Annotated in this window: 22 protein-coding genes; 18 read left to right on the plus strand and 4 right to left on the minus strand. The window is 71.4% G+C overall.

Going from position 1 to position 21,867, the window contains the following annotated elements:
* The first annotated feature begins 8 nt into the window (after window positions 1–8).
* The 3 genes from IE140_RS16570 to IE140_RS16580 all read left to right on the plus strand — a co-directional run bounded on the left by IE140_RS16570 (window position 9) and on the right by IE140_RS16580 (window position 2,309).
* The gene (locus tag IE140_RS16570; RefSeq protein WP_150193548.1) at window positions 9–662 is read left to right on the plus strand and encodes an MBL fold metallo-hydrolase; all 654 of its coding nucleotides are present in this window, start codon (window positions 9–11) and stop codon (window positions 660–662) included.
* Window positions 663–704: 42 nt separating this feature from the next.
* The gene (locus tag IE140_RS16575; protein ID WP_093443935.1) at window positions 705–1,484 is read left to right on the plus strand and encodes an exodeoxyribonuclease III; all 780 of its coding nucleotides are present in this window, start codon (window positions 705–707) and stop codon (window positions 1,482–1,484) included.
* A gap of 78 nt (window positions 1,485–1,562) precedes the next feature.
* Entirely contained in the window at window positions 1,563–2,309 is a 747-nt protein-coding gene (locus IE140_RS16580; RefSeq protein WP_150193547.1) for a Clp protease N-terminal domain-containing protein, read from the plus strand.
* A 36-nt stretch (window positions 2,310–2,345) separates the two neighbouring features.
* Here IE140_RS16580 and IE140_RS16585 read toward each other — a convergent pair whose 3' ends face one another.
* Window positions 2,346–3,125, minus strand: coding sequence for an SDR family NAD(P)-dependent oxidoreductase (locus tag IE140_RS16585; RefSeq protein WP_093443931.1), 780 nt, complete (start codon window positions 3,123–3,125; stop codon window positions 2,346–2,348).
* A gap of 109 nt (window positions 3,126–3,234) precedes the next feature.
* On the opposite strand from IE140_RS16585, the gene IE140_RS16590 reads away from it, so the two are divergent.
* The 5 genes from IE140_RS16590 (at window position 3,235) to IE140_RS16610 (ending at window position 7,060) form a co-directional block, all read left to right on the plus strand.
* Window positions 3,235–3,675, plus strand: coding sequence for a DUF6278 family protein (locus IE140_RS16590; protein WP_032767886.1), 441 nt, complete (start codon window positions 3,235–3,237; stop codon window positions 3,673–3,675).
* A gap of 145 nt (window positions 3,676–3,820) precedes the next feature.
* A complete protein-coding gene (locus tag IE140_RS16595; protein ID WP_032775401.1) occupies window positions 3,821–4,564 on the plus strand; it encodes an amino acid ABC transporter ATP-binding protein in 744 nt (247 codons plus the stop codon).
* Between the two features lie 11 nt (window positions 4,565–4,575).
* Window positions 4,576–5,505 (plus strand): glutamate ABC transporter substrate-binding protein, encoded by a 930-nt coding sequence (locus tag IE140_RS16600; RefSeq protein ID WP_150193546.1) that lies wholly within the window; start codon window positions 4,576–4,578, stop codon window positions 5,503–5,505.
* A 17-nt stretch (window positions 5,506–5,522) separates the two neighbouring features.
* Window positions 5,523–6,167 (plus strand): amino acid ABC transporter permease, encoded by a 645-nt coding sequence (locus tag IE140_RS16605; protein ID WP_006128632.1) that lies wholly within the window; start codon window positions 5,523–5,525, stop codon window positions 6,165–6,167.
* Entirely contained in the window at window positions 6,164–7,060 is an 897-nt protein-coding gene (locus tag IE140_RS16610; protein ID WP_093443927.1) for an amino acid ABC transporter permease, read from the plus strand. Before IE140_RS16605 ends, IE140_RS16610 begins: the two co-directional genes overlap by 4 nt.
* Window positions 7,061–7,227: 167 nt before the next feature.
* Here the strand turns inward: IE140_RS16610 and IE140_RS16615 are convergent, their stop codons facing one another.
* Window positions 7,228–8,421 carry a L,D-transpeptidase gene (locus IE140_RS16615; protein ID WP_150193545.1) on the minus strand — a complete coding sequence of 398 codons (1,194 nt, stop codon included), beginning with the start codon at window positions 8,419–8,421 and terminating at the stop codon, window positions 7,228–7,230.
* 142 nt (window positions 8,422–8,563) lie between these two features.
* On the opposite strand from IE140_RS16615, the gene murJ reads away from it, so the two are divergent.
* On the plus strand, window positions 8,564–10,213 hold the full coding sequence (gene murJ / locus IE140_RS16620) for a murein biosynthesis integral membrane protein MurJ (RefSeq protein WP_150193544.1): 1,650 nt from the start codon (window positions 8,564–8,566) through the stop codon (window positions 10,211–10,213).
* Window positions 10,214–10,224: 11 nt separating this feature from the next.
* Here murJ and IE140_RS16625 read toward each other — a convergent pair whose 3' ends face one another.
* Window positions 10,225–10,968, minus strand: coding sequence for a hypothetical protein (locus IE140_RS16625; protein ID WP_150193543.1), 744 nt, complete (start codon window positions 10,966–10,968; stop codon window positions 10,225–10,227).
* Between the two features lie 105 nt (window positions 10,969–11,073).
* On the opposite strand from IE140_RS16625, the gene ggt reads away from it, so the two are divergent.
* Together ggt and IE140_RS16635 are read left to right on the plus strand one after the other, a co-directional pair.
* Window positions 11,074–12,891, plus strand: coding sequence for a gamma-glutamyltransferase (gene ggt / locus IE140_RS16630; protein WP_150193542.1), 1,818 nt, complete (start codon window positions 11,074–11,076; stop codon window positions 12,889–12,891).
* An 81-nt stretch (window positions 12,892–12,972) separates the two neighbouring features.
* On the plus strand, window positions 12,973–13,674 hold the full coding sequence (locus tag IE140_RS16635) for a glycoside hydrolase family 75 protein (protein ID WP_100561258.1): 702 nt from the start codon (window positions 12,973–12,975) through the stop codon (window positions 13,672–13,674).
* A gap of 34 nt (window positions 13,675–13,708) precedes the next feature.
* Here IE140_RS16635 and map read toward each other — a convergent pair whose 3' ends face one another.
* Complete coding sequence (gene map, locus IE140_RS16640; protein ID WP_150193541.1) at window positions 13,709–14,476, minus strand: type I methionyl aminopeptidase; 768 nt, start codon at window positions 14,474–14,476, stop codon at window positions 13,709–13,711.
* A 73-nt stretch (window positions 14,477–14,549) separates the two neighbouring features.
* On the opposite strand from map, the gene IE140_RS16645 reads away from it, so the two are divergent.
* The 7 genes from IE140_RS16645 (at window position 14,550) to IE140_RS16675 (ending at window position 21,826) form a co-directional block, all read left to right on the plus strand.
* A complete protein-coding gene (locus tag IE140_RS16645) occupies window positions 14,550–14,855 on the plus strand; it encodes a helix-turn-helix domain-containing protein (protein WP_150193540.1) in 306 nt (101 codons plus the stop codon).
* A gap of 41 nt (window positions 14,856–14,896) precedes the next feature.
* Window positions 14,897–15,277 carry a PPOX class F420-dependent oxidoreductase gene (locus IE140_RS16650; protein ID WP_150193539.1) on the plus strand — a complete coding sequence of 127 codons (381 nt, stop codon included), beginning with the start codon at window positions 14,897–14,899 and terminating at the stop codon, window positions 15,275–15,277.
* Window positions 15,278–15,437: 160 nt separating this feature from the next.
* Entirely contained in the window at window positions 15,438–16,991 is a 1,554-nt protein-coding gene (locus IE140_RS16655; RefSeq protein ID WP_189460476.1) for a hypothetical protein, read from the plus strand.
* A 197-nt stretch (window positions 16,992–17,188) separates the two neighbouring features.
* Window positions 17,189–18,031 (plus strand): nitrilase-related carbon-nitrogen hydrolase, encoded by an 843-nt coding sequence (locus IE140_RS16660; RefSeq protein ID WP_032767870.1) that lies wholly within the window; start codon window positions 17,189–17,191, stop codon window positions 18,029–18,031.
* Window positions 18,028–19,311, plus strand: a complete 1,284-nt coding sequence (locus IE140_RS16665) for an aspartate aminotransferase family protein (RefSeq protein WP_150198316.1) — start codon at window positions 18,028–18,030, stop codon at window positions 19,309–19,311. The genes IE140_RS16660 and IE140_RS16665 overlap by 4 nt, the downstream gene beginning before the upstream one ends.
* Window positions 19,312–19,412: 101 nt before the next feature.
* A complete protein-coding gene (gene hydA / locus IE140_RS16670) occupies window positions 19,413–20,813 on the plus strand; it encodes a dihydropyrimidinase (protein ID WP_006128644.1) in 1,401 nt (466 codons plus the stop codon).
* Window positions 20,814–20,824: 11 nt separating this feature from the next.
* The gene (locus IE140_RS16675) at window positions 20,825–21,826 is read left to right on the plus strand and encodes a TIGR03842 family LLM class F420-dependent oxidoreductase (RefSeq protein WP_093439479.1); all 1,002 of its coding nucleotides are present in this window, start codon (window positions 20,825–20,827) and stop codon (window positions 21,824–21,826) included.
* The last annotated feature ends 41 nt before the right edge of the window (window positions 21,827–21,867 follow it).

Consider the following 21,867-nt stretch of genomic DNA (forward strand, 5'->3'; position numbering starts at 1 on the left):
ATGGGGCCATGAACGCATCGCCCGGGGCACTCACCCTCACCAAGAAGACCCACTCCTGCGTCCGGATCGAGAAGGAGGGGCGCATCCTGGTCATCGATCCCGGAGGCTTCTCCGAGGACGACGCGGCGCTCGGCGCGGACGTCATGCTGGTGACGCACGAGCACCCGGACCACTTCAACGAGGCACGGCTGCGCGCGGGCCTGGAGGCCAATCCGGCGGCCGAGATCTGGACGCTGCGCAGCGTCGCCGAGCAGCTCTCGGCCGCCTTCCCGGGCCGGGTGCACACCGTGGGCGACGGGGACGCGTTCTCCGCCGCCGGATTCGACGTCACCGTGCACGGCGAGCTGCACGCGGTCATCCACCCGGACATCCCGAGGATCACCAACGTCGGCTTCCTGGTGGACGGTTCGGTCTTCCACCCCGGCGACGCGCTCACCGTTCCCGAGCGCCCCGTGGACACGCTGCTGCTGCCGGTGATGGCCCCCTGGAGCAAGATCTCCGAGGTCATCGACTACGTACGCGAGGTGAAGCCGCGGCGCGCCATCGACGTCCACGACGCCCTGCTGACCGATCTGGCCCGCCCGATCTACGACAACCAGGTCGGCGCCCTGGGCGGCGCGGACCACGGCCGGCTGGCCCCGGGCGGCACCACCGAGCTGTGAGCCCGGCGGCCGCTGTCAGTGGGAGCGGCTAGGTTGGCTGCCATGCGCATCGCCACCTATAACGTCAATTCGATCACCGCCCGGCTGCCGAGGCTTCTGGCCTGGCTGGAGAGCAGCGGCACCGATGTGCTGTGCATCCAGGAGACCAAGTGCACGGCGGAGCAGTTCCCCGCCGAAGCCCTGCGCGAGGCGGGGTACGAATCCGCCGTCAACGCCACCGGCCGGTGGAACGGGGTCGCGCTGCTCTCCCGCGTCGGCCTCGCCGACGTCGTCACCGGGCTGCCCGGCGGCCCGGAGTACGACGGCGTGCAGGAGCCCCGCGCGATCTCGGCGACCTGCGGCCCGCTGCGCCTCTGGTCGGTGTACGTGCCCAACGGCCGCGAGGTCGAGCACGAGCACTACGCGTACAAGCTGCGCTGGCTGGAGGCCCTGCGGAAGGCCGTGGCGGCGGACGCCGCCGGGTCCCTGCCCTTCGCGGTCCTGGGCGACTTCAACGTGGCCCCGACCGACGAGGACGTCTGGGACCCGGCGCTGTTCGAGGGCGCCACGCATGTGACGCCCGCCGAGCGCGCCGCCCTCGCGGCCCTGGAGGCGGAGGGTCTGAGCGAGGTCCACCCCCGCCCCCTCAAGTACGACCGCGCCTACACCTTCTGGGACTACCGCGAGCTGCGGTTCCCCAAGAACAAGGGCATGCGGATCGACCTGACCTTCGGCAACGCGCCGTTCACGGCCGTGGTCAAGGACAGTTACGTCGACCGCGAGGAGCGCAAGGGCAAGGGCGCGTCCGACCACGCTCCCGTGGTCGTCGACCTCGACCTCTGAGCAGGGCGGGCGGGAGACCGCAGGGCATGTGACAACCCAAGGTTGACACCCTCTCGGGTGTCAACCTACGGTTGTCACATGACGCAGCCTCTTCCCGTCACCCCTTCCGTACGCCTCGACGATCTGATCGAGGCCATCAAGAAGACCAACGGCGACGCCCTGGAGCAGCTCTCCGGCGCGGTCCTCGCCGCCGATCACCTCGGAGACGTGGCCGACCACCTCATCGGCCACTTCGTGGACCAGGCCCGCCGCTCCGGCGCCTCCTGGACCGACATCGGACGGAGCATGGGGGTCACCCGCCAGGCCGCCCAGAAGCGCTTCGTGCCCAAGAAGGGCGAGGGCTCATCCGACCTCGACCCGAACGAGGGCTTCAACCGCTTCACCCCGCGCGCCCGCAACGTGGTGGTCGCCTCCCACAACGAGGCCCAGGCCGCCCGGCACGCCGAGATCGTCCCCGCCCATCTGATCCTCGGCCTGCTCGCCGAGCCCGAGGCCATCGCCGCCCGCGTCCTCGTCGGGCAGGGCGTGGAGCCGGACGTGCTGCGGGCGGCGGCGACCGCGGCGCTGCCCGCCCCGGTGGACGAGGCGCCCGAGCTGATCCCGTACGACGCGGACGCCAAGAAGGTCCTGGAGCTGACCTTCCGCGAGGCCCTGCGCCTCGGCCACAACTACGTCGGCACCGAGCACATCCTGCTGGCCCTGCTGGAGTTCGAGGACGGCTCCGGCGTGCTGACCGGCCTCGGCCTCGACAAGGAGGCCGTGTCCGCCGCGGTGGAGCGGGCGGTGGGCGAGGCGGCCGGGGCCCTCCGGCAGCAGAAGCCCTGAGCCCCGCGGCAACCCCCGTGCCCGTGGACGGCGGCCTCAGTGCACCGAGAACCCGCCGTCCACGAACACCGACTGCCCGGTGACGTACGCCGATGAGCGCCCCGCCAGGAACACCGCGGCCCCGGCGAAGTCCTCCGCGAGGCCGTTGCGGCCGACCATCGTCCGAGCCGCCAGTGACGCCACCTTCTCCGGGTCCGACTGGAGGCGCGCGTTCAGCGGGGTCAGCACGAACCCGGGCACCAGACTGTTCACCGTGACGCCGTGCGACGACCACGCCTCGGCCTGCGAGCGGGTCAGCGACTCCAGACCGCCCTTGGACACCCCGTAGGCGCCACTGCTCACGAAGGCCCGGTGCGCCTGCTGCGACGTCACATGGATGATCCGCCCGTACCCCCGCTCGGCCATGCCCGGCCCGAACCGCTGCCCCAGCAGGAACGGTGCCTTCAGGTTCACCGCCATCGTGGTGTCCCAGACGTCCTCGCCCAGCTCGGTCATCGGCGGGCGCAGATTGATCCCGGCGCAGTTCACCAGGATGTCCGGCTCCCCGAACGCCGCCGCGGCCTCCTCCGCCCCGACGCGCACCCCCTCGACGGTGCTCAGGTCCGCGCTCACCCAGGAGGCCCGGCAGCCCTCCCCGGTCAGCTCGTCCACGGTCTCCCGCAGCTCCGCCTCCCGGCGGGCCACCACGACGACACTCGCGCCGGCCCGGGCCAGGGCGCCGGTGATCGCCCGGCCGATGCCGGAGCTGCCTCCGGTGACCACCGCCACCCGGCCCTCCAGTGAGAACAGTTCCGCGATGTAGGTCTGTGCACTCATGTACGCACCTTAGATATGCGCTCGGATTCACGGCCGGGGCGGGGTGGGGGACCGGTGAACGCCGCGCGCCCTGTGGTGCGGAACCTGGCCGGGATGGGACCCTAGTGGTATGAACATCCCTTTCTTGGACAACTGGCGTAAGCGTCAGGGTGGTACGCAGTCGGGCACGCTCGCCGCCGCCGTCGAGACGGACCCCGACGGTGTGGCCGAGCTGCTCGCCGAATGCGAACTGCTGCGCGTCCGGGCGGGGCAGCAAGGACTCGAACTCGACGACACACCCGCCTCGTTGGCCGCGCTCGACCAGCTGCCGCCCCGCTGGCGCGACGACCCCGAGGAACTGCCCTGGCTCGGCAACGACGCCGGCCTCTATCTCGGCACGGTGATCGTACGGACGGTGCCGGGCGCCGCGTGGGACATCTGGCCGAGCGGCCAGCCCGTGGTGCGGCTGGAGTCCGGCCGGGAGATCGACGTCGTCTCGGCCGGGCTCGACTGGGCGATGGCGGGCAGTCCGGAGCTCTCCCAGGTGTACGCGGAGTCCGCCGAGAACTGAGCGGGGGCCGGAGAGCGTCCGCTCTCCTCGGCTAATCCAGTTAAAAAGCCTTTTGCGCCATTTACGCGTGTCGGGTGCGAAGTCCCTTTTCGCGATGGATAGTTTGCGCTGACCTCGACACAGCGACAAGTGGGTAGGGCAGCGCATGGCCGTCGATCCTTTGATCGAACTGAGGGACGTCAACAAACACTTCGGAGAGTTGCACGTACTTCAGGACATCAATCTCACCGTCGGCCGCGGGGAGGTGGTGGTGGTCATCGGCCCCTCCGGCTCGGGGAAATCGACCCTGTGCCGGGCGATCAACCGGCTGGAGACGATCGAGTCCGGCAGCATCACGATCGATGGCAGACCCCTCCCCGAGGAGGGCAAGGGCCTGGCCCAGCTCCGTGCCGAAGTCGGCATGGTCTTCCAGTCGTTCAACCTCTTCGCCCACAAGACCGTGCTGGACAACGTCTCGCTGGCGCAGCTCAAGGTCCGCAAGCGCAAGAAGGACGAGGCCGACCGGCGCTCCCGCGAACTGCTGGAGCGGGTCGGGCTGGCCGCGCACGCCGACAAGTTCCCCGCCCAGCTCTCCGGCGGCCAGCAGCAGCGCGTGGCCATCGCCCGAGCCCTGGCCATGGACCCCAAGGCACTCCTGTTCGACGAGCCGACCTCGGCGCTCGACCCGGAGATGATCAACGAGGTCCTGGAGGTCATGCAGCAACTGGCCCGGGACGGCATGACGATGATCGTCGTCACGCACGAGATGGGCTTCGCCCGGTCCGCCGCCAACCGCGTGGTGTTCATGGCCGACGGCTGTGTCGTCGAGGACCGGGTCCCGGAGGACTTCTTCACGTCCCCGTCGAGCGACCGCGCCAAGGACTTCCTGTCCAAGATCCTCAAGCACTGAGGGGGGATTCCATGTTGCGTACGAGGAACACGCGTACGGGCAGGGCCGCCGCCCTCGTGGCCGGTCTCCTGCTCGCCGCACTCGCCGCGGGCTGCGGCAAGGACGGCAGCCCGCCGGTCAAGGGCCCCAAGGCCGAGGCCCTGCCGGTGTACCAGGTCGACACCGGCTTCGAACTGCCCGACTCCCGCACCTGGACCAAGGCGAAGCGGCGCGGCTATCTCATCGTCGGCGCCAAGGAGGACCAGCCCTACCTGGGGGAGAAGGACCCGGCGAGCGGCATCTACTCCGGGTTCGACATCGAGATCGCCCGCATGATGGCGGCCTCGCTCGGCTTCGAACCGAAGACGATCCGCTTCCGCACGATCGCCTCCGCCAACCGTGAGACGGCCCTGCAGAACGGCCAGATCGACTACTACGTCGGCACCTACACCATCAACGACATGCGCAAGAAGCTCGTCGGCTTCGCCGGCCCGTACTACATGGCCGGCCAGGGACTGCTGGTGCGCACCGACGAGGACGACATCAAGGGGCCCCAGGACCTGGCGGGCAAGACCGTGTGCTCGGCGGCCGGCTCCACGCCCTACCAGCGGATCGCCGCCGACTACCCCAAGGCGACCCTCGTCGCCTACGACACGTACTCGATCTGCGTCGACAACCTCCTCACCTACCAGGTCGACGCCGTCACCACCGACGACGCGATCCTGCTGGGCTTCGCCGCCAAGGCGCCCGAGGAGATGAAGGTCGTCGGCAAGCCCTTCTCCGAGGAGCCGTACGGCATCGGCGTACCGCGCAGCGACAACGCCCTGCGCAACGCCCTCAACGACGCCCTGGAGGCCAACGAGAAAGACGGCAACTGGAAGAAGGCGTACGACGCGACGCTCGGCCTCTCCGGAGCGCCCGCGCCGACCCCGCCGCCCATCGACCGCTACCCGGCGACCTGAGGGGACGCGCCTCACCCATGGACGTACTGACAGAGAACTTCTCCCTCTACGGCAAGGGCTTCCTCGGCACCGTCGAACTGACCGTCTACGCCTCGGCGCTGGCGCTCGTCCTCGGCTTCCTGATGGCGTCCTTCCGGGTCGCGCCCGTCGGCTCCTTCCGGGTGCTGGGCACGGTCTGGGTCACCGTGCTCCGCAACACCCCGCTGACGCTGCTGTTCTTCGCGGTCCTGCTCGGCCTGCCCCGCTTCGGGCTCGTCCTGCCGTTCCAGCTCTTCGCCGTCATCGCGCTCGGCTGCTACACCTCGGCGTTCATCTGCGAGGTGCTGCGCTCCGGCATCAACACCGTGCCCAAGGGCCAGGGCGAGGCGGCCCGCAGCCTCGGCATGAACTTCGGGCAGACCCTGAGCACCGTGGTCCTGCCGCAGGCGTTCCGGTCGGTGATCCCGCCGGTCGGCTCGACCCTGATCGCGCTGGCGAAGAACTCCGCCATCGCCGGGGCGTTCAGCGTCACCGAACTCCTCGGCACCTACAAGACGCTCAACGAACTGGGCTACAGCATCATCTGGTCCTTCATCTGGATCGCCGTCGGCTACCTGATCATCACCCTGACCATCAGCGCGGTGTTCAACGTGATGGAGAAGCGCTGGGGAGTCGCACGATGACCAAGACCCTCACCCGCAAGGCGTCCCGGGCTTCGGCGCCCGAGGCCACCGCGCTCTACGACATCCCCGGACCGGTGACCCGCAGACGGCACCTGATGTACGGGATCGCCTCCACGGTGGTGATCCTGGCGCTGTTCGGCTGGATCGTCTACCTGCTCTTCGACACCGACCAGTTCACCGCGGAGAAGTGGACGCCCTTCGAGTACAAGGGCATTCAGGAACTGCTGCTGCGCGGCCTCGGCAACACCCTCAAGGCGTTCGCGTACGCGGCGGTCCTCTCGCTGGCGCTCGGCGCGGTCCTCGCCGTCGGCAGGCTCTCCGAACACCGGGTGCTGCGCTGGATCTCCACCCTGCTGGTCGAGTTCTTCCGGGCCATGCCCGTGCTCGTGATGATCTTCTTCATCTTCGTGGCGCTGAAGGTCCAGCCGCTGCCCGCCCTCGTCGCCGGGCTGACCCTCTACAACGGCTCGGTCCTCGCGGAGGTGTTCCGCACCGGGATCAACGCCGTGGACCGGGGCCAGCGCGAGGCGGCGTACGCGCTCGGCATGCGCAAGACCCAGGTCACCACGTACGTCCTGGCGCCCCAGGCCGTACGCGCGATGCTGCCGACCATCATCAGCCAGCTGGTGGTCGCGCTGAAGGACACCTCACTCGGCTATCTGATCACCTACGAGGAATTCCTCCACGCCGGAAAGCTGATCGCGTCGAATCTCGACTACGATCTTCCCTTCATCCCCGTCGTGATGGTGATCTCGCCGATCTACATCGGGATGTGCATGCTGCTCTCGTGGTTCGCCACCTGGGTGGCCAAGCGGCAGCGGCGCAACCTGAAAACCAGAGCGGTCGGGGTCGCCCCGGCCGAACCGGGGACGCTGCTGCCGGGAGGGCAGTAGCCGGGCAGTGCCCGCCCGGCAGCAGCCGGTGATCACTTCTCGCGCAGCGGGACCGGGAGATGACCCGGGTCCGTGCCGGGCGAGGAGAAGGTCAGCTGATGCCGGTCGGGTTGTGCTCGATGTACAGCGGATCGACGGTGTCCGGGGGCCGAACGGGCGCTACCGGGTCACTTCAGGGCGCTCTTGGCCTGCCAGTCCGCCCACGAGACGTTCCACGCGCCGTACCCGTTGCCCTTGGCCTCCGCGCCGGTCATCTCGAACGGGTCGCCCACCCGCACCTGCCCGTACAGCGCGGCGGCGTCGCCGTCGCTCATCCCGAGGCAGCCCGAACTCCGGTTGGCCCGGCCGAAGAAGCCCGCGTTCCACGGTGCCGCGTGGGCGTACATCCCCGACCAGGTCAGCCGCATCGAGTAGTCGACCATCTTGTCGTAGGCGTCGCCGAGGCCCACCGTCTCGGAGCGCATGTTGATCGTGCCCTCCTTCGACATCAGGACCGCCGTGCCCCGCCAGGAAGCCTTCTCGCCGCCCGGGGTGCCCGCCGACATCGGCAGGTCCATGACCTGCTTCCCGTCCCGGTGCAGGGAGAGCCGGTGCCTGTCGAGGTCGACCCTGACCACCTGGGCCGCGCCGACCGTGAACGTCGTCGCGTAGTCGCGGACGAACCAGCCGCCGTCCGCCCCCGTGTCGACTCCGTTCAGCCGCGCGTCCAGGGTGACCTTCGTGCCGGGCCTCCAGTACTCCTTCGGCCGCCAGTCGACACGGTCCTTGCCCGAGTAGTCCTGGAGCCAGCCCCAGGAGCCCTCGGTGTCGTTCGAGGTGGACACCTTCAGGGCCTTCTCCACCGCCGCCTTGTTCTTCACCGGGTGGTCGAAGACGACGGACAGCGGCTGCCCGATGCCCACGGTCGTGTCCTTGCCCGGTGCCAGCGACAGCTTGTTGACCTTCCCGGCCTCGGCGGTGGCGAACGTCGCCCGGTCGCTGCCGCCGTCCGCGTCCGTCGCCTCGACCGTGTACGCGGTGCCCGGCGCGGCGACCCGGTCGGACGTCCAGGTCCGGCCGTCGGCGGATATCTTCCCGGCCAGCGGGCCGCCCTCGCCCGGCTTCACCGACACCGCTTTGAGCTTCCCGTGCGCCAGCGTCACCTTCACCGGCTCACCGGGTGCCGCCGCCTCGCCCCGGAGGTTCACCGTGATGCTGGTGTCCGGCGCCTGGCCGTCCCCGCCCGCCTCGGCGGAGCCCGAAGCGCCGCCCGAGCACGCGGTGAGCGCGGCGGCGAGCAGCGCCGCGGGCCCGGCCAGGGCGAACCGGGCCCTCCGGCCGGCCGGGGCGGAACGACGGATGCGCGGGCGTGCGGAACTCACGGAAAGACCTCCAGGGCTGGGTGCTCAGCAGGGGAGAGGTATTTCCCCCATGTCGGGTTCCTTCCGTGCACCGGAAAATCCGGCCGCACGCGCCGCGTTACGATCGCCCGTCGGACGGCACGAGGAACGCGGGGGACCACCAGTGAGCGCGACCACCACCAGCACCACCGGCCCCCCGGCCCGGACCGCCTCGGTGCTGCGCAGCGGGGCCGTGATGGCGGCCGGCTCCGTCGTCTCCCGCGCCACCGGTTTCGTGCGCTCGGCGGTCGTGGTCGCCGCACTCGGCACCGGCCTCACCGCCGACGGCTACACGGTCGCCAACACCGTCCCCAACATCCTCTACATCCTCCTCATCGGGGGCGCGCTCAACGCCGTCTTCGTCCCCGAACTGGTCCGCGCGGCCAAGGAACACGCCGACGGCGGAGCCGCGTACACCGACCGGCTGCTCACCCTGTGCACGGTCGGCCTCCTCGCCCTCACCGCGCTCGCCGTGGCGGCGGCGCCCGTCGTCGTGGGCCTCTACACCGACTACGACGGCCGCCAGGCCGAACTGACCATCGCGCTGGCCCGCTACTGCCTGCCGCAGATCCTCTTCTACGGGCTCTTCACCCTGCTCGGCCAAGTTCTCAACGCCCGTGGCCGGTTCGGCGCGATGATGTGGACACCGGTCCTCAACAACATCGTGATCATCGGGGTGTTCGGCCTCTACATCGCCGTCGCCGCGAACGCCGACGGCACCCTCACCGACACACACGCCCACCTCCTCGGCTGGGGCACCACCGCCGGGATAGCCGTGCAGACGCTCGCCCTGATCCCCGCGCTGCGCGCCGCGAAGTTCCGCTGGCGGCCCCGGTTCGACTGGCGCGGCAGCGGACTGACCCGGCCGGTACGCGCGGCCGGCTGGCTGGTGCTGCTCGTCCTCACCAACCAGCTCGCGTACTGGGTCGTCACCCGGCTCTCCACCGCCAGCGGGCTCCACGCCGTCGAGCAGAGCGTCGCGGGCGGGGCGGGCTACACCGCGTACAGCTACGCCTACCAGCTCTGGGTCGTCCCGCAGGGCATCATCACGGTCTCGCTGGTCACCGCCCTGATGCCCCGGATGAGCCGGGCCGCCGCCGACGGCGACCTCGCCGGAGTGCGGCGCGACGTCGCGTACGCCCTGCGCACCAGTGCCGCAGCCGTGGTGCCCGCCGCCACGGCCCTGCTGGTGCTGGCACCCTGGGTGATCGGCTCCGTCTTCGGGTACGGGCGCACCACCCCCGCCGACATCACGGTGATGGCCGGAATCATGATGGCCTTCGCCCCCGGACTGATCGCCTTCTCCGGGCAGTACGTCCTCTCGCGCGGCTTCTACGCGATGAGCGACACCCGCACCCCCTTCCTCCTCAACCTGGTGATCGCCGCCGTCCAGGCGGGCCTGACGGTCGCCGCCTACCTGCTGCTCCCGGCGCGCTGGGCGGTGACCGGAATGGCGGGGGCGAGCACGGTGGCCTTCTGCGCTGGATTCGCCGTCACCGCCCACGTCCTGAGCCGCCGGCTCTCCGGGCCCGGCGCCGGCTCCCTGCTGCGCTCACCGACCCTCGGCGCGCACGCCCGCCTGATCGCCGCGTGCGTGCCCGCCGGAGCCCTGGCGTACGGCGCGGCGCGGATCGCTGAGAGGGCGGGCGACGTGGCGGCGGCCGGGGCCGGGACGCTCGTTCTGCTCCTCGGCGTGGTGCTGCTGGCCCGGCCGCTCGGGATAGGGGAGATCACCACGATGCTGGCGTCCGGCCAGGCCCGGCTGCGCCGCTGAGGCTGGCCCGGTCAGCTGCCCGCCCGGTGGGAGACGGGCGTACTGGGGGTGGGGGACTGGGCCTCGCGGGTCACGTCGCCGACCAGTTCGACCACATCGGGGCCGTACGCCTGGGAGTTGACGACCTTCAGCAGCAGGCAGAACGACTTGTTCCCGTGCTTGCGGCGCAGCTTGTCGTAGTTGCGGGCGACGTAACGGGTGGCCGCCTGGTTGGTGATGGCGCGCTGGCCGCAGAACAGGAAGACCGGACGCGCCTCCTGACCACCCGTCAGGCGGGCGAGCAGGACGTACTCCGCGGTGCCCGGCTCCATCCGGTAGCGTTCCGAGCCGACCTGGAACGCCACCCGGTCCGGTCCCGGTTCCTGCTCGACGTTGATCCTCACCCCGGGCAGCAGGGTCCGCAGATGCGCCGCCATCCGCTGGTTGGACGTGGGGCCGCCGACGCAGTACTCCGTACGCTCCCCGAACCCCTGCTGGGCCGTGTCGTGGGTGATGATCTGCGCGTGGGCCCCGCAGTCCTTGATGAGCGCGGAGAGTTCGAGCAGGGCGAAGGCGTCGTGCCGGTGCACCGCGCCCTCGGCGCCCGCGTAGCGGTTGACGACCAGCAGGCATTCGGAGTTCGCCGGCAGCCCGAAGAAGGCCTGTTTGCGGCGGAGTCCCCGCCGCCAGAGATAGGTTCGGGCGAGCCAGCCCAGCGAGGCACTGATCCCGGCGGCTATCACGCCCAGCACGATGTTGCGCACGTCGTCCGTCATGGGCGCGCATGGTATCGGTCATTCGGGTAACCGTTCGAGGCGGTCCTGACGATCCGGGATTCCCGGGGCTACCCTGCGGGCGAGATCCGTTGACTGGAGGTTCGTATGCGCCGTTCCGTCGGTCGGAACACGTCCCTGCTGGCCGTCCTCGCCGTGGTCGCCTCGGTCGGAGCCGCCGCCCCGGCGACCTCGGAAGCGACCACCACGCCGCGCCCCGCGCCGCCCAAGTCCCCCGTGGCGGTGGGGCACGGGGGAGCGGTGTCGAGTGTCGACGCGGACGCGTCGGCCGCCGGGATCGAGGTACTGCGCAAGGGCGGCAACGCGGTGGACGCGGCCGTGGCCACGGCGGCGGCGCTCGGTGTGACGGAGCCCTATTCGGCGGGCATCGGCGGCGGTGGCTACTTCGTCCACTACGACGCCAAGACACGCCAGGTGCGGACCATCGACGGCCGCGAGACCGCCCCGCGCAGCGCGGACGCCTCCCTGTTCCTGGAGAACGGCGAGCCGATCCCGTTCGAGGAGGGGGTGACCAGCGGCCTCGGAGTCGGCACGCCCGGCACCCCGGCCACCTGGGAGCGGGCACTGGACGCGTGGGGCAGCAAGTCCCTGCGTACGCTGCTGAAACCGGCCGAACGCCTGGCCCGGGACGGCTTCGTCGTGGACGGCACCTTCCGCTCGCAGACGGCCTCCAACCAGGCCCGGTTCGCCGACTTCCCGGCCTCCGCGAAGCTCTTCCTGCCGGGCGGTGAACTCCCCGTCGTCGGCTCGGTGTTCAAGAACCCCGACCTGGCCCGTACGTACGAGAAGCTCGGCCGCGAGGGCGTCGGCGCGCTGTACCGGGGACCGTTGGCCGACGACATCGTCCGTACGGTGCGCAAGCCGCCCGTCGACCCGGACGCCACCCGCGTCGTCCGCCCCGGCGATCTGACCCGTAAGGACCTGGCCTCCTACCGGACCCTGCGCCAGGACCCGACCAGGGTGAACTACCGGGGCCTGGACGTCTACGGCATGGCCCCCTCCTCCTCCGGCGGGACCAGCGTCGGCGAGGCCCTCAACATCCTGGAGTCCACGGACCTCTCCCGGGCCGACCGGACCCAGTACCTCCACCGGCTCATCGAGGCGAGCCGGATCGCGTTCGCCGACCGGGGCCGCTGGGTCGGCGACCCCGCCTTCGAGGACGTACCGACGAAGGAACTGCTGAGTCAGCGGTTCGCGGACGCCCGGGAGTGCCTGATCCGCGACGACAAGGCGCTGACCAGCCCGCTGGCGCCGGGAGACCCGCGAAACCCGGAGCGGTGCGGCAGCGGCGGGACGGCCGTGCCGACGACGTACGAGGGCGAGAACACCACCCACCTGACGACCGCCGACAAGTGGGGCAACGTCGTCGCCTACACCCTGACGATCGAGTCCACCGGTGGCAGCGCCATCACCGTGCCCGGGCGCGGCTTCCTGCTCAACAACGAGCTGACCGACTTCTCCTTCGCCCCTGCCGACCCGGCGGTCCACGACCCGAACCTGCCGGGACCGGGCAAGCGGCCGCGCTCGTCGATGTCCCCGAGCATCGTGGTCGAGCACGGCAAGCCGGTGCTCGCCCTCGGCTCGCCGGGCGGGGCCACCATCATCACGACGGTCCTCCAGTCGCTCACCGGACACCTGGACCGGGGCCTTCCGCTGGTCGAGGCGATCGCCGCGCCCCGCGCCAGCCAGCGCAACGCGCCGACGACCGAGATCGAGCCGGACCTGTGGAACAGCCCCGTCCGCGCGGAGCTGGAGAAGCTCGGCCACGCCTTCAGGCAGAACCCGGAGATCGGCGCCGCCACCGGGGTGCAGCGGCTGCCCGACGGCCGCTGGCTGGCGGCGGCGGAAAAGGTGCGCCGGGGCGGGGGCTCGGCCATGGTGGTGCATCCGGGCGGCAGGCACTGAGACGGGACGGGTGCGCCACCGGACGCGTCGTCAAGGGGACCCGTACGGGCCCCTCGCCCACGGGAAGGGTCCTTCCGCACCATGCGCACCCGCATGCTCGCCCTGACATCCGCCGCCTGCGGCGCCGCACTCCTCGGAGCGGCGGCGCTGCCCGCGTCCGCTTCCGGCTCCGGCCAGGACGCGGACGCGGGGCCGGACGAGGTGACCGCCGCCGAACTCCTCGCCGAGGTCCGCGCCTGTTCGCGGATCTCGAAAGGCAGGTACCGCACCGACAGCGGCAGAGCGAAGGCCACGGTCCCGGTCTGCGGCACGCGGAACGCCGTGTTCTGGAAGGCGGACATGGACATCGACTGCGACGGCCGGAAGACCAGGGCCTGCAACCGGAAGACCGATCCGTACTTCCTGCCGGAGACCGCGTTCCAGAGCTCCCGCGGCGAACCCCTCGACTCCGCCGCGCTGCCCCATGTGGTCGTACCGGGCCCGGGCAAGGTGTGGGACTACCGGAAGTCGGGGCTCACCGGCGGCAGCGTCGTGGCGGTCGTGTACCGGGACCGGGTGCGGTACGGCGTGATCGGTGACACCGGCCCCACGGGCATCATCGGGGAGGCGTCGTACGCGATGGCGAAGTCGCTGGGCATCGACCCCGACCCGTCGACCGGGGGCGCCGAGTCCGGCGTCACCTACATCGCGTTCAAGGACTCCCGGATCTCCCCGATCGAGAGCCGCGCGCGGGCGCAGAGCCGGGGAGCGGCCCTGGCCAGGGAGTTCGTCGGACGCTCGTAGCCCGTGCGCGGACCCGGACCGCCGTACCGGGTACTCAGAGCGCGGTCAGCACGCGCGGGCCGTCGTTCGTGATCGCCACCGTGTGCTCGGCGTGCGAAGCCCGGCTGCCGTCCGTCGTCCGCAGCGTCCAGCCGTCGGGGTCGTGGCGGAACTCGTCGAGGCCCCCGGCGAGCAGCATCGGCTCGATCGCCAGGACCATGCCGTGCCGCAGCACCATGCCGCGCCCCGGCCGTCCCTCGTTCGGCACGGAGGGGTCCTCGTGCATGGACCGGCCGATGCCGTGTCCGCCGTAGCCCTCCAGGATCCCGTAGCCGGCGTCGCGGCAGACCGTGCCGATCGCGTGGGCGATGTCGCCGATCCGGTTGCCGGCCACGGCCGCGCCGATCCCGGCGGCCAGGGCCTCGTTCGCGGTGGCGATGAGCCGGGTGTCCTCCGGGCGGGCCTCGCCCACGGTGAAGCTGATCGCCGAGTCGCCGGCCCAGCCGTCGAGTAGGGCGCCCGCGTCCACGCTGACCAGATCCCCGTCCCGCATCGGTTCGGCGGACGGGACGCCGTGCACGACCGCGTCGTTGACCGAGACGCAGATGACGGCCGGGAACGGGGTGGGCGCGAAATGCGGCTTGTAGTTCAGGAAGGGGGAGGCGGCTCCGGCCTTGCTCAGCACCTCGCGGGCGGCCTCGTCCAGCCGGCGGGGGGTCACGCCGACCGCCGCCACCTCCCGCGCCCGGGTCAGGATCTGCGCGACGACCCGGCCGGCCTCGCGCATCGCTTCGATCTGTGTGTCCGTCTTGATGTGCACCATGCCCATTACTATACCGGTCGGAGCGGTATAGTAATGACGGTATAGAAATGGCATTCCGTAGTAGGATGGGCCCATGGTCCGCACCCCTCTCACCCCCGAAGAGCGCCTGCGCGGCGAACGGCTCGGCGCGCTGCTCCGCGCGGCGCGCGGGGAGCGCAGCATGGCCGCCGTCGCCGCGAGCGCCGGAATCTCCGCGGAGACCCTCCGGAAGATCGAGACCGGCCGCGCCCCCACGCCCGCCTTCTTCACCGTGGCCGCCCTCGCCGGTGCGCTGGGCCTCTCGCTGGACGAGATCCTCGGCCGCTGCGCGGCGGAGGAGGCCGTGGCGTCGGCTGACCGGCCGGCTCCGGTGGCTGCCGCGGTGCCGCTGATCGCGTAGCGGCTCGGCGGCCGGAACGGGCAGGGCGTAGGGTCACGCCCGTGACTCTCCAGGACTTCGCGCGCAGCGAGTACGTCAGCCTGACCACGTTCCGGAAGAACGGCACACCCGTCGCCACGCCCGTCTGGGCCGCCGCCGAGGGGGACGTGCTGTACGTCTGGACCCGCTCCGACTCGTGGAAGGTGAAGCGGCTCCGCAACAACGGCAAGGTCGTCGTCACCGTCTGCGACGTTCGCGGCAGGATCGCCGAAGGAGCCCCCAGCGCGGAGGGCACGGCCCGTCTCCTCGACGAGGACGGCACCCGTGCGGCGCGCAAGCTGCTGGCCCGCAAGTACACCTGGAAGTTCTGGCTCGTCGACTGGCCTGCCACCATCGCCCGGCTCGGCAAGCGGCCGCACACCGGGATCGCCATCACCTTCTGAACCTTCCGAACCTTCTGGGCCCGGGCGCGCGGCCCGGCGGGCCGTGCTCCCGCCGCAGCGCGCTGGAAAGCTGCGCGTAGCCGCCCTGTAACACGACTGCGGTCGAATGCCTCCGGACCGGAAGGCTCCAGTCCACGGTCGGCGGTCGGCGAGGGCGACGATGACGGTGCATCAGCAGGCGTACGAAGCAGGGGCGTTCGCGCAGTACCTGCGGGATCTGGTGGCGCGCCTGGACCCCGGGCGGGGTTGGTACGGGGTCTTCGCCCGACGCGACCCGGCGGGTATGCGGTCCTGCCTCGACGGGGTGGAGATCCCGCCCTGGGACGTGGTGGAGTCGCTGCTGGCGGACCTCGCGGCCCTGCACGGCGCCCGGTTCGCCGAGCAGGTCTCGGTCCGGGCCGCCGCACTGTACTCCGCGTCCGCCGCAGCCCACGACCGGCGGCCCGGCGGGCGCCAGGAGCTCGTCCACCGGCTGGAGTTGATGGTCCGCGAGCAGCACCGGGCGGCGGAGCGCCTGAGCGATACGGGGCTTGGCGCCCCGGACCCGGCCGAAGCGGACGCGCTGGCCTGGGCCCGCGACGACCACGACCGGGCCACCGCCCGCTGCACGGAGCTCCGCAAGCGGCTGGCTGCGGTGGCGGCCCCCGAGGGCTGGTTCCGGGCGGAGGGCGGAGAGGGGCCGCGCGCAGGGGTGGACGGGGCGGCGGTCTCCGGGTCCGCCGGGGCGGCCAGGGTTCCGCGGTCGCGCGCCGAGGCCGGGGACGCGGTGGTCGGGCGCCCGCACCGCCGGGGGCTTCATGCCGAGGGTGAATCCTGGGCCGACGCCCCCGCCGAGGTCTCCGAGGCCGCCGAGCCTCACGAGGCGCCCGAGCCCCACCGGCCCGCCGAGCCCCACGGGGCGCCCGGGCCTTCCGGTGACGCGGACGCCCCCGCCCCCCGCCGCAAGAAGCCCCGCGGCGCCCGGTTCGCCGGTCTGGACGTCGACGACGAAGAGGCGGCCGCGTACGCCCCCTCGCCGCTGCCCGGCCCACCCGAGCCCGATCGCTCCGGTGCCCCCGCCCCACGCGGCGCCCGCTTCGGCGGTGCGGAGGCGGAGGCGGAGGACCACGGAGGCCGAGGGCGGGGCCGTGCCGGGCGCGGCCGGGGTGCGGACGGGGCGGCGGATCCGGTCGTCCCGGATCCGGCCGCCGGGCAGGCCGTCGCCGGTGCCGTCGCCCAGCTGCTCCGGCTGCGCGCCGAGGGCCGCAGCGGCGAGGCGCACGTCGTGCTCTGCGAGGTCGCGTCCTGGCCCGCGCCCCGGCTGCCCGTGCTCGCGCTCGCCCTGCACCGCGCCGGGCTCGCCGCCGACTGGACGACCCTGCTCTGGGAGGCGTCCTCGCTCCCGCCCGCCGGGTTCGCCGCCGCGGCGGGAGCGCTGGCCGCCGCCGGACGGGAGACGGACTGCGGGCTGCTCCTGCGCCAGGGGGTCGCCCGGCCCGCCGCCGAAGTGGCCGACGCGGCGCTCGCCCTGGACGGTGCGGGCCGTCAGGAGCAGGCCCGGGACCTGCTCGCCGCCTTCGTTCGCGTACACACTCCGCAGGAAGCCGCCGAGCTGGCCCGGGCGGCCGGAACCCGATTGCTCCCGCTGCTCCGGGCCGCGGCCCGCGAGGTGTCGGGGGAAGCGGAGTGGGACCTGGTCCACGCGCTGCGGGTGGCGGGCGTGCCGGGGGTGTGAGGTCCCTTGAACACCGCCGAGGATCACCAGCGTGTCCGTTGTGGACCGGTCGGGTGCGAAACATGATCGACTCCGCCGGTTCACGGCGATGGTCTTGCCCCGCCGGACGGAGGGGCTTACGTTCTCCATCCATGCACCGATCTACGTGCGTAGAGAACGCGTGCAGGCTCTCTGACGCCGCGTCGAAGGAGCAGCTCATGTCCCACGTCGTACGCGCCGCACTCGTCCAGGCGACCTGGACCGGCGACACCGAATCGATGATTGCCAAGCACGAGGAGCACGCGCGCGAGGCCGCCCGGCAGGGGGCGAAGATCATCGGCTTCCAGGAGGTGTTCAACGCCCCCTACTTCTGCCAGGTCCAGGAGCCCGAGCACTACCGCTGGGCCGAGCCGGTCCCCGACGGCCCGACCGTCAAGCGCATGCAGGACCTGGCCCGCGAGACCGGCATGGTCATCGTCGTCCCGGTCTTCGAGATCGAGCAGTCCGGCTTCTACTACAACACCGCCGCCGTGATCGACGCCGACGGCTCCTGTCTCGGCAAGTACCGCAAGCACCACATCCCGCAGGTCAAGGGGTTCTGGGAGAAGTACTACTTCAAGCCCGGCAACGCCGGCTGGCCGGTCTTCGACACCGCTGTCGGCAAGGTCGGCGTCTACATCTGCTACGACCGGCACTTCCCCGAGGGCTGGCGGCAACTCGGGCTCGGCGGCGCCCAGTTGGTGTACAACCCGTCGGCGACCTCGCGCGGACTCTCCAGCCACCTCTGGCAGTTGGAGCAGCCGGCCTCCGCCGTCGCCAACGAGTACTTCGTCGCCGCGATCAACCGCGTCGGCCGCGAGGAGTACGGCGACAACGACTTCTACGGCACGAGCTACTTCGTCGACCCGCGCGGCCAGTTCGTCGGGGAGGTCGCGAGCGACAAGGAGGAGGAACTCGTCGTACGCGACCTGGACTTCGGTCTGATCGAGGAGGTCCGCACCCAGTGGGCCTTCTACCGGGACCGACGGCCCGACGCCTACGACGGGCTGGTGGAACCGTGAGCGGACTGTACGAGCGCCATCTCGCCGTCAGCCCCGAATGGCTGGCCCTCTACTACCGCCACCCCATCGAACTCACCCACGGTGAGGGCCGCCACGTCTGGGACGCCGACGGCAACCGCTACCTCGACTTCTTCGGCGGCATTCTCACCACGATGACCGCCCACGCGCTGCCCGAGGTGACCAAGGCGGTCGCCGAGCAGGCCGGGCGGATCATCCACTCCTCCACGCTCTACCTGAACCGCCCCATGGTGGAGATGGCCGAGCGGATCGCCAACCTCTCCGGCATCCCCGACGCCCGGGTCTTCTTCACCACCTCCGGCACCGAGGCCAACGACACGGCTCTCCTGCTGGCCACCGCGTACCGCAGGTCCAACCAGATCCTCGCGATGCGCAACAGCTACCACGGCCGGTCGTTCTCCACGGTCTCGATCACCGGCAACCAGGCCTGGTCGCCCACGAGCCTGTCCCCGCTCCAGACCTTGTACGTCCACGGCGGCGTCCGCACCCGGGGCCCGTACGCCGAGTTGAGCGACGAGGCGTTCATCCGGGCCTGCGTCGACGATCTGGAGGATCTCCTCGGGCACACCCGCAACCCGGCGGCCCTGATCGCCGAACCCATCCAGGGTGTCGGCGGGTTCACCTCCCCGCCCGACGGGCTGTTCGCCGCGTTCCGCGAAGTCCTGGACCGGCACGGGGTGCTGTGGATCTCCGACGAGGTGCAGACGGGCTGGGGCCGGACCGGTGAGCACTTCTGGGGCTGGCAGGCGCACGCGGAGAACGGGCCGCCGGACATCCTCACCTTCGCCAAGGGCATCGGCAACGGCATGTCCGTCGGGGGCGTGGTGGCCCGCGCCGAGGTGATGAACTGCCTCGACGCCAACTCCATCTCCACCTTCGGCGGTTCACCGATCACCATGGCGGCATCGCTCGCCAACCTCTCGTACCTCCTGGAACACGATCTCCAGGGCAACGCCCGGCGCGTCGGCGGACTCCTCATCGAGCGGCTGCGGTCCGTCGCCGCAGCTTCCCCCGCCGTACGCGAAGTGCGCGGCCGGGGCCTGATGATCGGCATCGAGCTGGCGAAGCCCGGCACCGACGAGGCCGACCCGGAGGCCGCCGCGGCCGTCCTGGAAGCGGCCCGCGCGGGCGGGCTCCTCATCGGCAAGGGCGGCGGCCACAACACCAGCGTGCTGCGCATCGCCCCGCCGCTGACCCTGACCGTCGCCGAGGCCGAGGAAGGCGCGGCGATCCTCGCGGACGCCCTGCACGCGGCGGGCTGACCCCGCTCCCCGTCGGTCCGTACGCCCACGAACCACGCGGGGCCGCCCTCGCGCCGCGCCCACCGGCCCGGCGCGGGGCGCCCCGAGCTGAGGAGATTCCCATGAGTCGTACCGTCATCCACGGTGGCCTGGTCATCACCGCGTCCGACGAGATCCACGCCGACGTGCTCGTCGAGGGCGGCCGGATCGTCGCGCTCGCTGCCCACGGGACCGACGCCGCCGAGAGCTGGAGCGCCGACCGGCGGATCGACGCGACGGGCAAGTACGTCATCCCGGGCGGCGTCGACGGGCACACCCACATGGAGATGCCGTTCGGCGGAACGTACGCCGCCGACACCTTCGAGACCGGCACCCGCGCCGCCGCCTGGGGCGGCACGACCACCATCGTCGACTTCGCCATCCAGAGCGTGGGCAAGTCCCTGCGCGAAGGGCTCGACGCCTGGTACGCCAAGGCCGACGGCAACTGCGCCATCGACTACGCCTTCCACATGATCCTCGCGGACGTGAACCCGTCCTCGCTCAAGGAGATGGACCGCCTCGTCTCCGAAGGCGTTACCTCCTTCAAACTGTTCATGGCCTACCCCGGGGTCTTCTACTCCGACGACGGCCAGATCCTGCGCGCCATGCAACAGGCCTCCGGTAACGGCGGGTTGATCATGATGCACGCCGAGAACGGCATCGCCATCGACGTCCTGGTCGAACAGGCTCTCGCCGCCGGGCACACGGACCCCCGCTACCACGGCGACGTCCGCAAGGTCGCCCTGGAGGCCGAGGCCACACACCGCGCCGTCCAGCTCGCCCGGGTCGCCGGATCCCCCCTCTACGTCGTCCACGTCTCCGCCGACGAGGCCGTGGAGGAGATCGCCGCCGCCCGCCACAAGGGCCTCCCCGTCTTCGGCGAGACCTGCCCGCAGTACCTGTTCCTGTCCACCGACAACCTGGCCGAGCCCGACTTCGAGGGCGCCAAGTACGTCTGCTCCACCCCGCTGCGCCCCAAGGAACACCAGGAGACCCTGTGGCGGGGCCTGCGCAACAACGAACTCCAGGTCGTCTCCACCGACCACTGCCCGTTCTGCTTCTCCGGGCAGAAGGAGATGGGCCGCGGCGACTTCTCCAAGATCCCCAACGGCATGCCCGGCGTCGAACACCGCATGGACCTGCTGCACCAGGCCGTCGTGGACGGACACATCACCCGCCGCCGCTGGATCGAGATCGCCTGCGCCTCCCCGGCCCGGATGTTCGGCCTCTACCCCAAGAAGGGCACCATCGCCCCGGGCGCCGACGCCGACATCGTCATCTACGACCCGGAAGCCCAGCAGACCCTCTCCGCCGAGACCCACCACATGAACGTCGACTACTCGGCGTACGAGGGCAAACGCATCACCGGGCAGGTCGAGACCGTGCTCTCGCGCGGCGAAGTCGTCATCGACGGACGGAAGTTCACCGGCCGCGCCGGTCACGGTATCTACACCCCCCGCGCCACCTGTCAGTACCTCGACTAGGAGATCCCGCCATGGACTTCGGACTCGTCCTCCAGACGGACCCGCCCGCCTCCGCCGTCGTCGGCCTGATGCGGCGCGCCGAACGCAACGGGTTCCGCTACGGCTGGACCTTCGACTCGGCGGTGCTCTGGCAGGAGCCGTTCGTCATCTACAGCCGCATCCTGGAGCACACGGAGAAGCTGACCGTGGGCCCGATGGTCACCAACCCGGGCACCCGCACCTGGGAGGTCACCGCCTCCACCTTCGCCACCCTGAACGACATGTACGGCAACCGCACCGTCTGCGGCATCGGGCGCGGTGACTCCGCGATGCGCGTCGCGGGCCGCAGGCCCAACACCCTGGCCCGGCTCGGCGAGGCCATCGACGTCATCCGGGACCTCGCCGAGGGCCGGGAGGCGACCGTCGACGGGCAGCCGCTGCAGATCCCCTGGGTGAAGGACGGGCGGCTGCCGGTGTGGATGGCGGCGTACGGGCCCAAGGCCCTGGCCCTGGCCGGGCAGAAGGCCGACGGCTTCATCCTCCAGCTCGCCGACCCCTTCCTCACCGAGTGGATGATCAAGGCGGTGCGGGACGCGGCGGCCGACGCCGGACGCGACCCCGACTCCGTCACCATCTGCGTCGCGGCCCCCGCGTACGTCGGCGACGACCTGGCCCACGCCCGGGAGCAGTGCCGCTGGTTCGGCGGGATGGTCGGCAACCACGTCGCGGACCTGGTCGCCCGCTACGGCGAACACTCGGGCATGGTGCCCGACGAGCTGACCGCGTACATCGCCGGCCGTTCCGGCTACGACTACAGCCACCACGGCCGCACCGGAAACCCGGACACCGCCTTCGTCCCCGACGAGATCGTCGACCGGTTCTGTCTCCTCGGGCCCGCCGAGGCGCACGTCGAGAAGCTCCAGGCGCTGCGGGACATGGGCGTCGACCAGTTCGCGCTCTACAACATGCACGACGCCCGGGAGGCGACCATCGACGCCTACGGGTCCGAGATCATCCCCGCCCTCACCTCCTGAAGCACATCCACCGGCCCCGCTGCCCGTCCGCACGCGCCCCG

The sequence above is a fragment of the Streptomyces parvus genome (assembly GCF_014648875.1).
Classification (GTDB): Bacteria; Actinomycetota; Actinomycetes; order Streptomycetales; family Streptomycetaceae; genus Streptomyces; species Streptomyces parvus.

What these genes read in the sequence shown, in the direction of transcription:
- IE140_RS16645 (WP_150193540.1), top strand. Translation starts at nt 14,550, where the DNA reads ATGGTCCGCACCCCTCTCACCCCCGAAGAGCGCCTGCGCGGCGAACGG.
- IE140_RS16570 (WP_150193548.1), top strand. Translation starts at nt 9, where the DNA reads ATGAACGCATCGCCCGGGGCACTCACCCTCACCAAGAAGACCCACTCC.
- IE140_RS16655 (WP_189460476.1), top strand. Translation starts at nt 15,438, where the DNA reads ATGACGGTGCATCAGCAGGCGTACGAAGCAGGGGCGTTCGCGCAGTAC.
- IE140_RS16590 (WP_032767886.1), top strand. Translation starts at nt 3,235, where the DNA reads ATGAACATCCCTTTCTTGGACAACTGGCGTAAGCGTCAGGGTGGTACG.
- IE140_RS16605 (WP_006128632.1), top strand. Translation starts at nt 5,523, where the DNA reads ATGGACGTACTGACAGAGAACTTCTCCCTCTACGGCAAGGGCTTCCTC.
- ggt (WP_150193542.1), top strand. Translation starts at nt 11,074, where the DNA reads ATGCGCCGTTCCGTCGGTCGGAACACGTCCCTGCTGGCCGTCCTCGCC.
- IE140_RS16660 (WP_032767870.1), top strand. Translation starts at nt 17,189, where the DNA reads ATGTCCCACGTCGTACGCGCCGCACTCGTCCAGGCGACCTGGACCGGC.
- IE140_RS16625 (WP_150193543.1), bottom strand. Translation starts at nt 10,968, where the DNA reads ATGACGGACGACGTGCGCAACATCGTGCTGGGCGTGATAGCCGCCGGG.
- IE140_RS16580 (WP_150193547.1), top strand. Translation starts at nt 1,563, where the DNA reads ATGACGCAGCCTCTTCCCGTCACCCCTTCCGTACGCCTCGACGATCTG.
- IE140_RS16585 (WP_093443931.1), bottom strand. Translation starts at nt 3,125, where the DNA reads ATGAGTGCACAGACCTACATCGCGGAACTGTTCTCACTGGAGGGCCGG.
- IE140_RS16675 (WP_093439479.1), top strand. Translation starts at nt 20,825, where the DNA reads ATGGACTTCGGACTCGTCCTCCAGACGGACCCGCCCGCCTCCGCCGTC.
- IE140_RS16575 (WP_093443935.1), top strand. Translation starts at nt 705, where the DNA reads ATGCGCATCGCCACCTATAACGTCAATTCGATCACCGCCCGGCTGCCG.
- map (WP_150193541.1), bottom strand. Translation starts at nt 14,476, where the DNA reads ATGGTGCACATCAAGACGGACACACAGATCGAAGCGATGCGCGAGGCC.
- IE140_RS16635 (WP_100561258.1), top strand. Translation starts at nt 12,973, where the DNA reads ATGCGCACCCGCATGCTCGCCCTGACATCCGCCGCCTGCGGCGCCGCA.
- IE140_RS16600 (WP_150193546.1), top strand. Translation starts at nt 4,576, where the DNA reads ATGTTGCGTACGAGGAACACGCGTACGGGCAGGGCCGCCGCCCTCGTG.
- IE140_RS16610 (WP_093443927.1), top strand. Translation starts at nt 6,164, where the DNA reads ATGACCAAGACCCTCACCCGCAAGGCGTCCCGGGCTTCGGCGCCCGAG.
- hydA (WP_006128644.1), top strand. Translation starts at nt 19,413, where the DNA reads ATGAGTCGTACCGTCATCCACGGTGGCCTGGTCATCACCGCGTCCGAC.
- IE140_RS16595 (WP_032775401.1), top strand. Translation starts at nt 3,821, where the DNA reads ATGGCCGTCGATCCTTTGATCGAACTGAGGGACGTCAACAAACACTTC.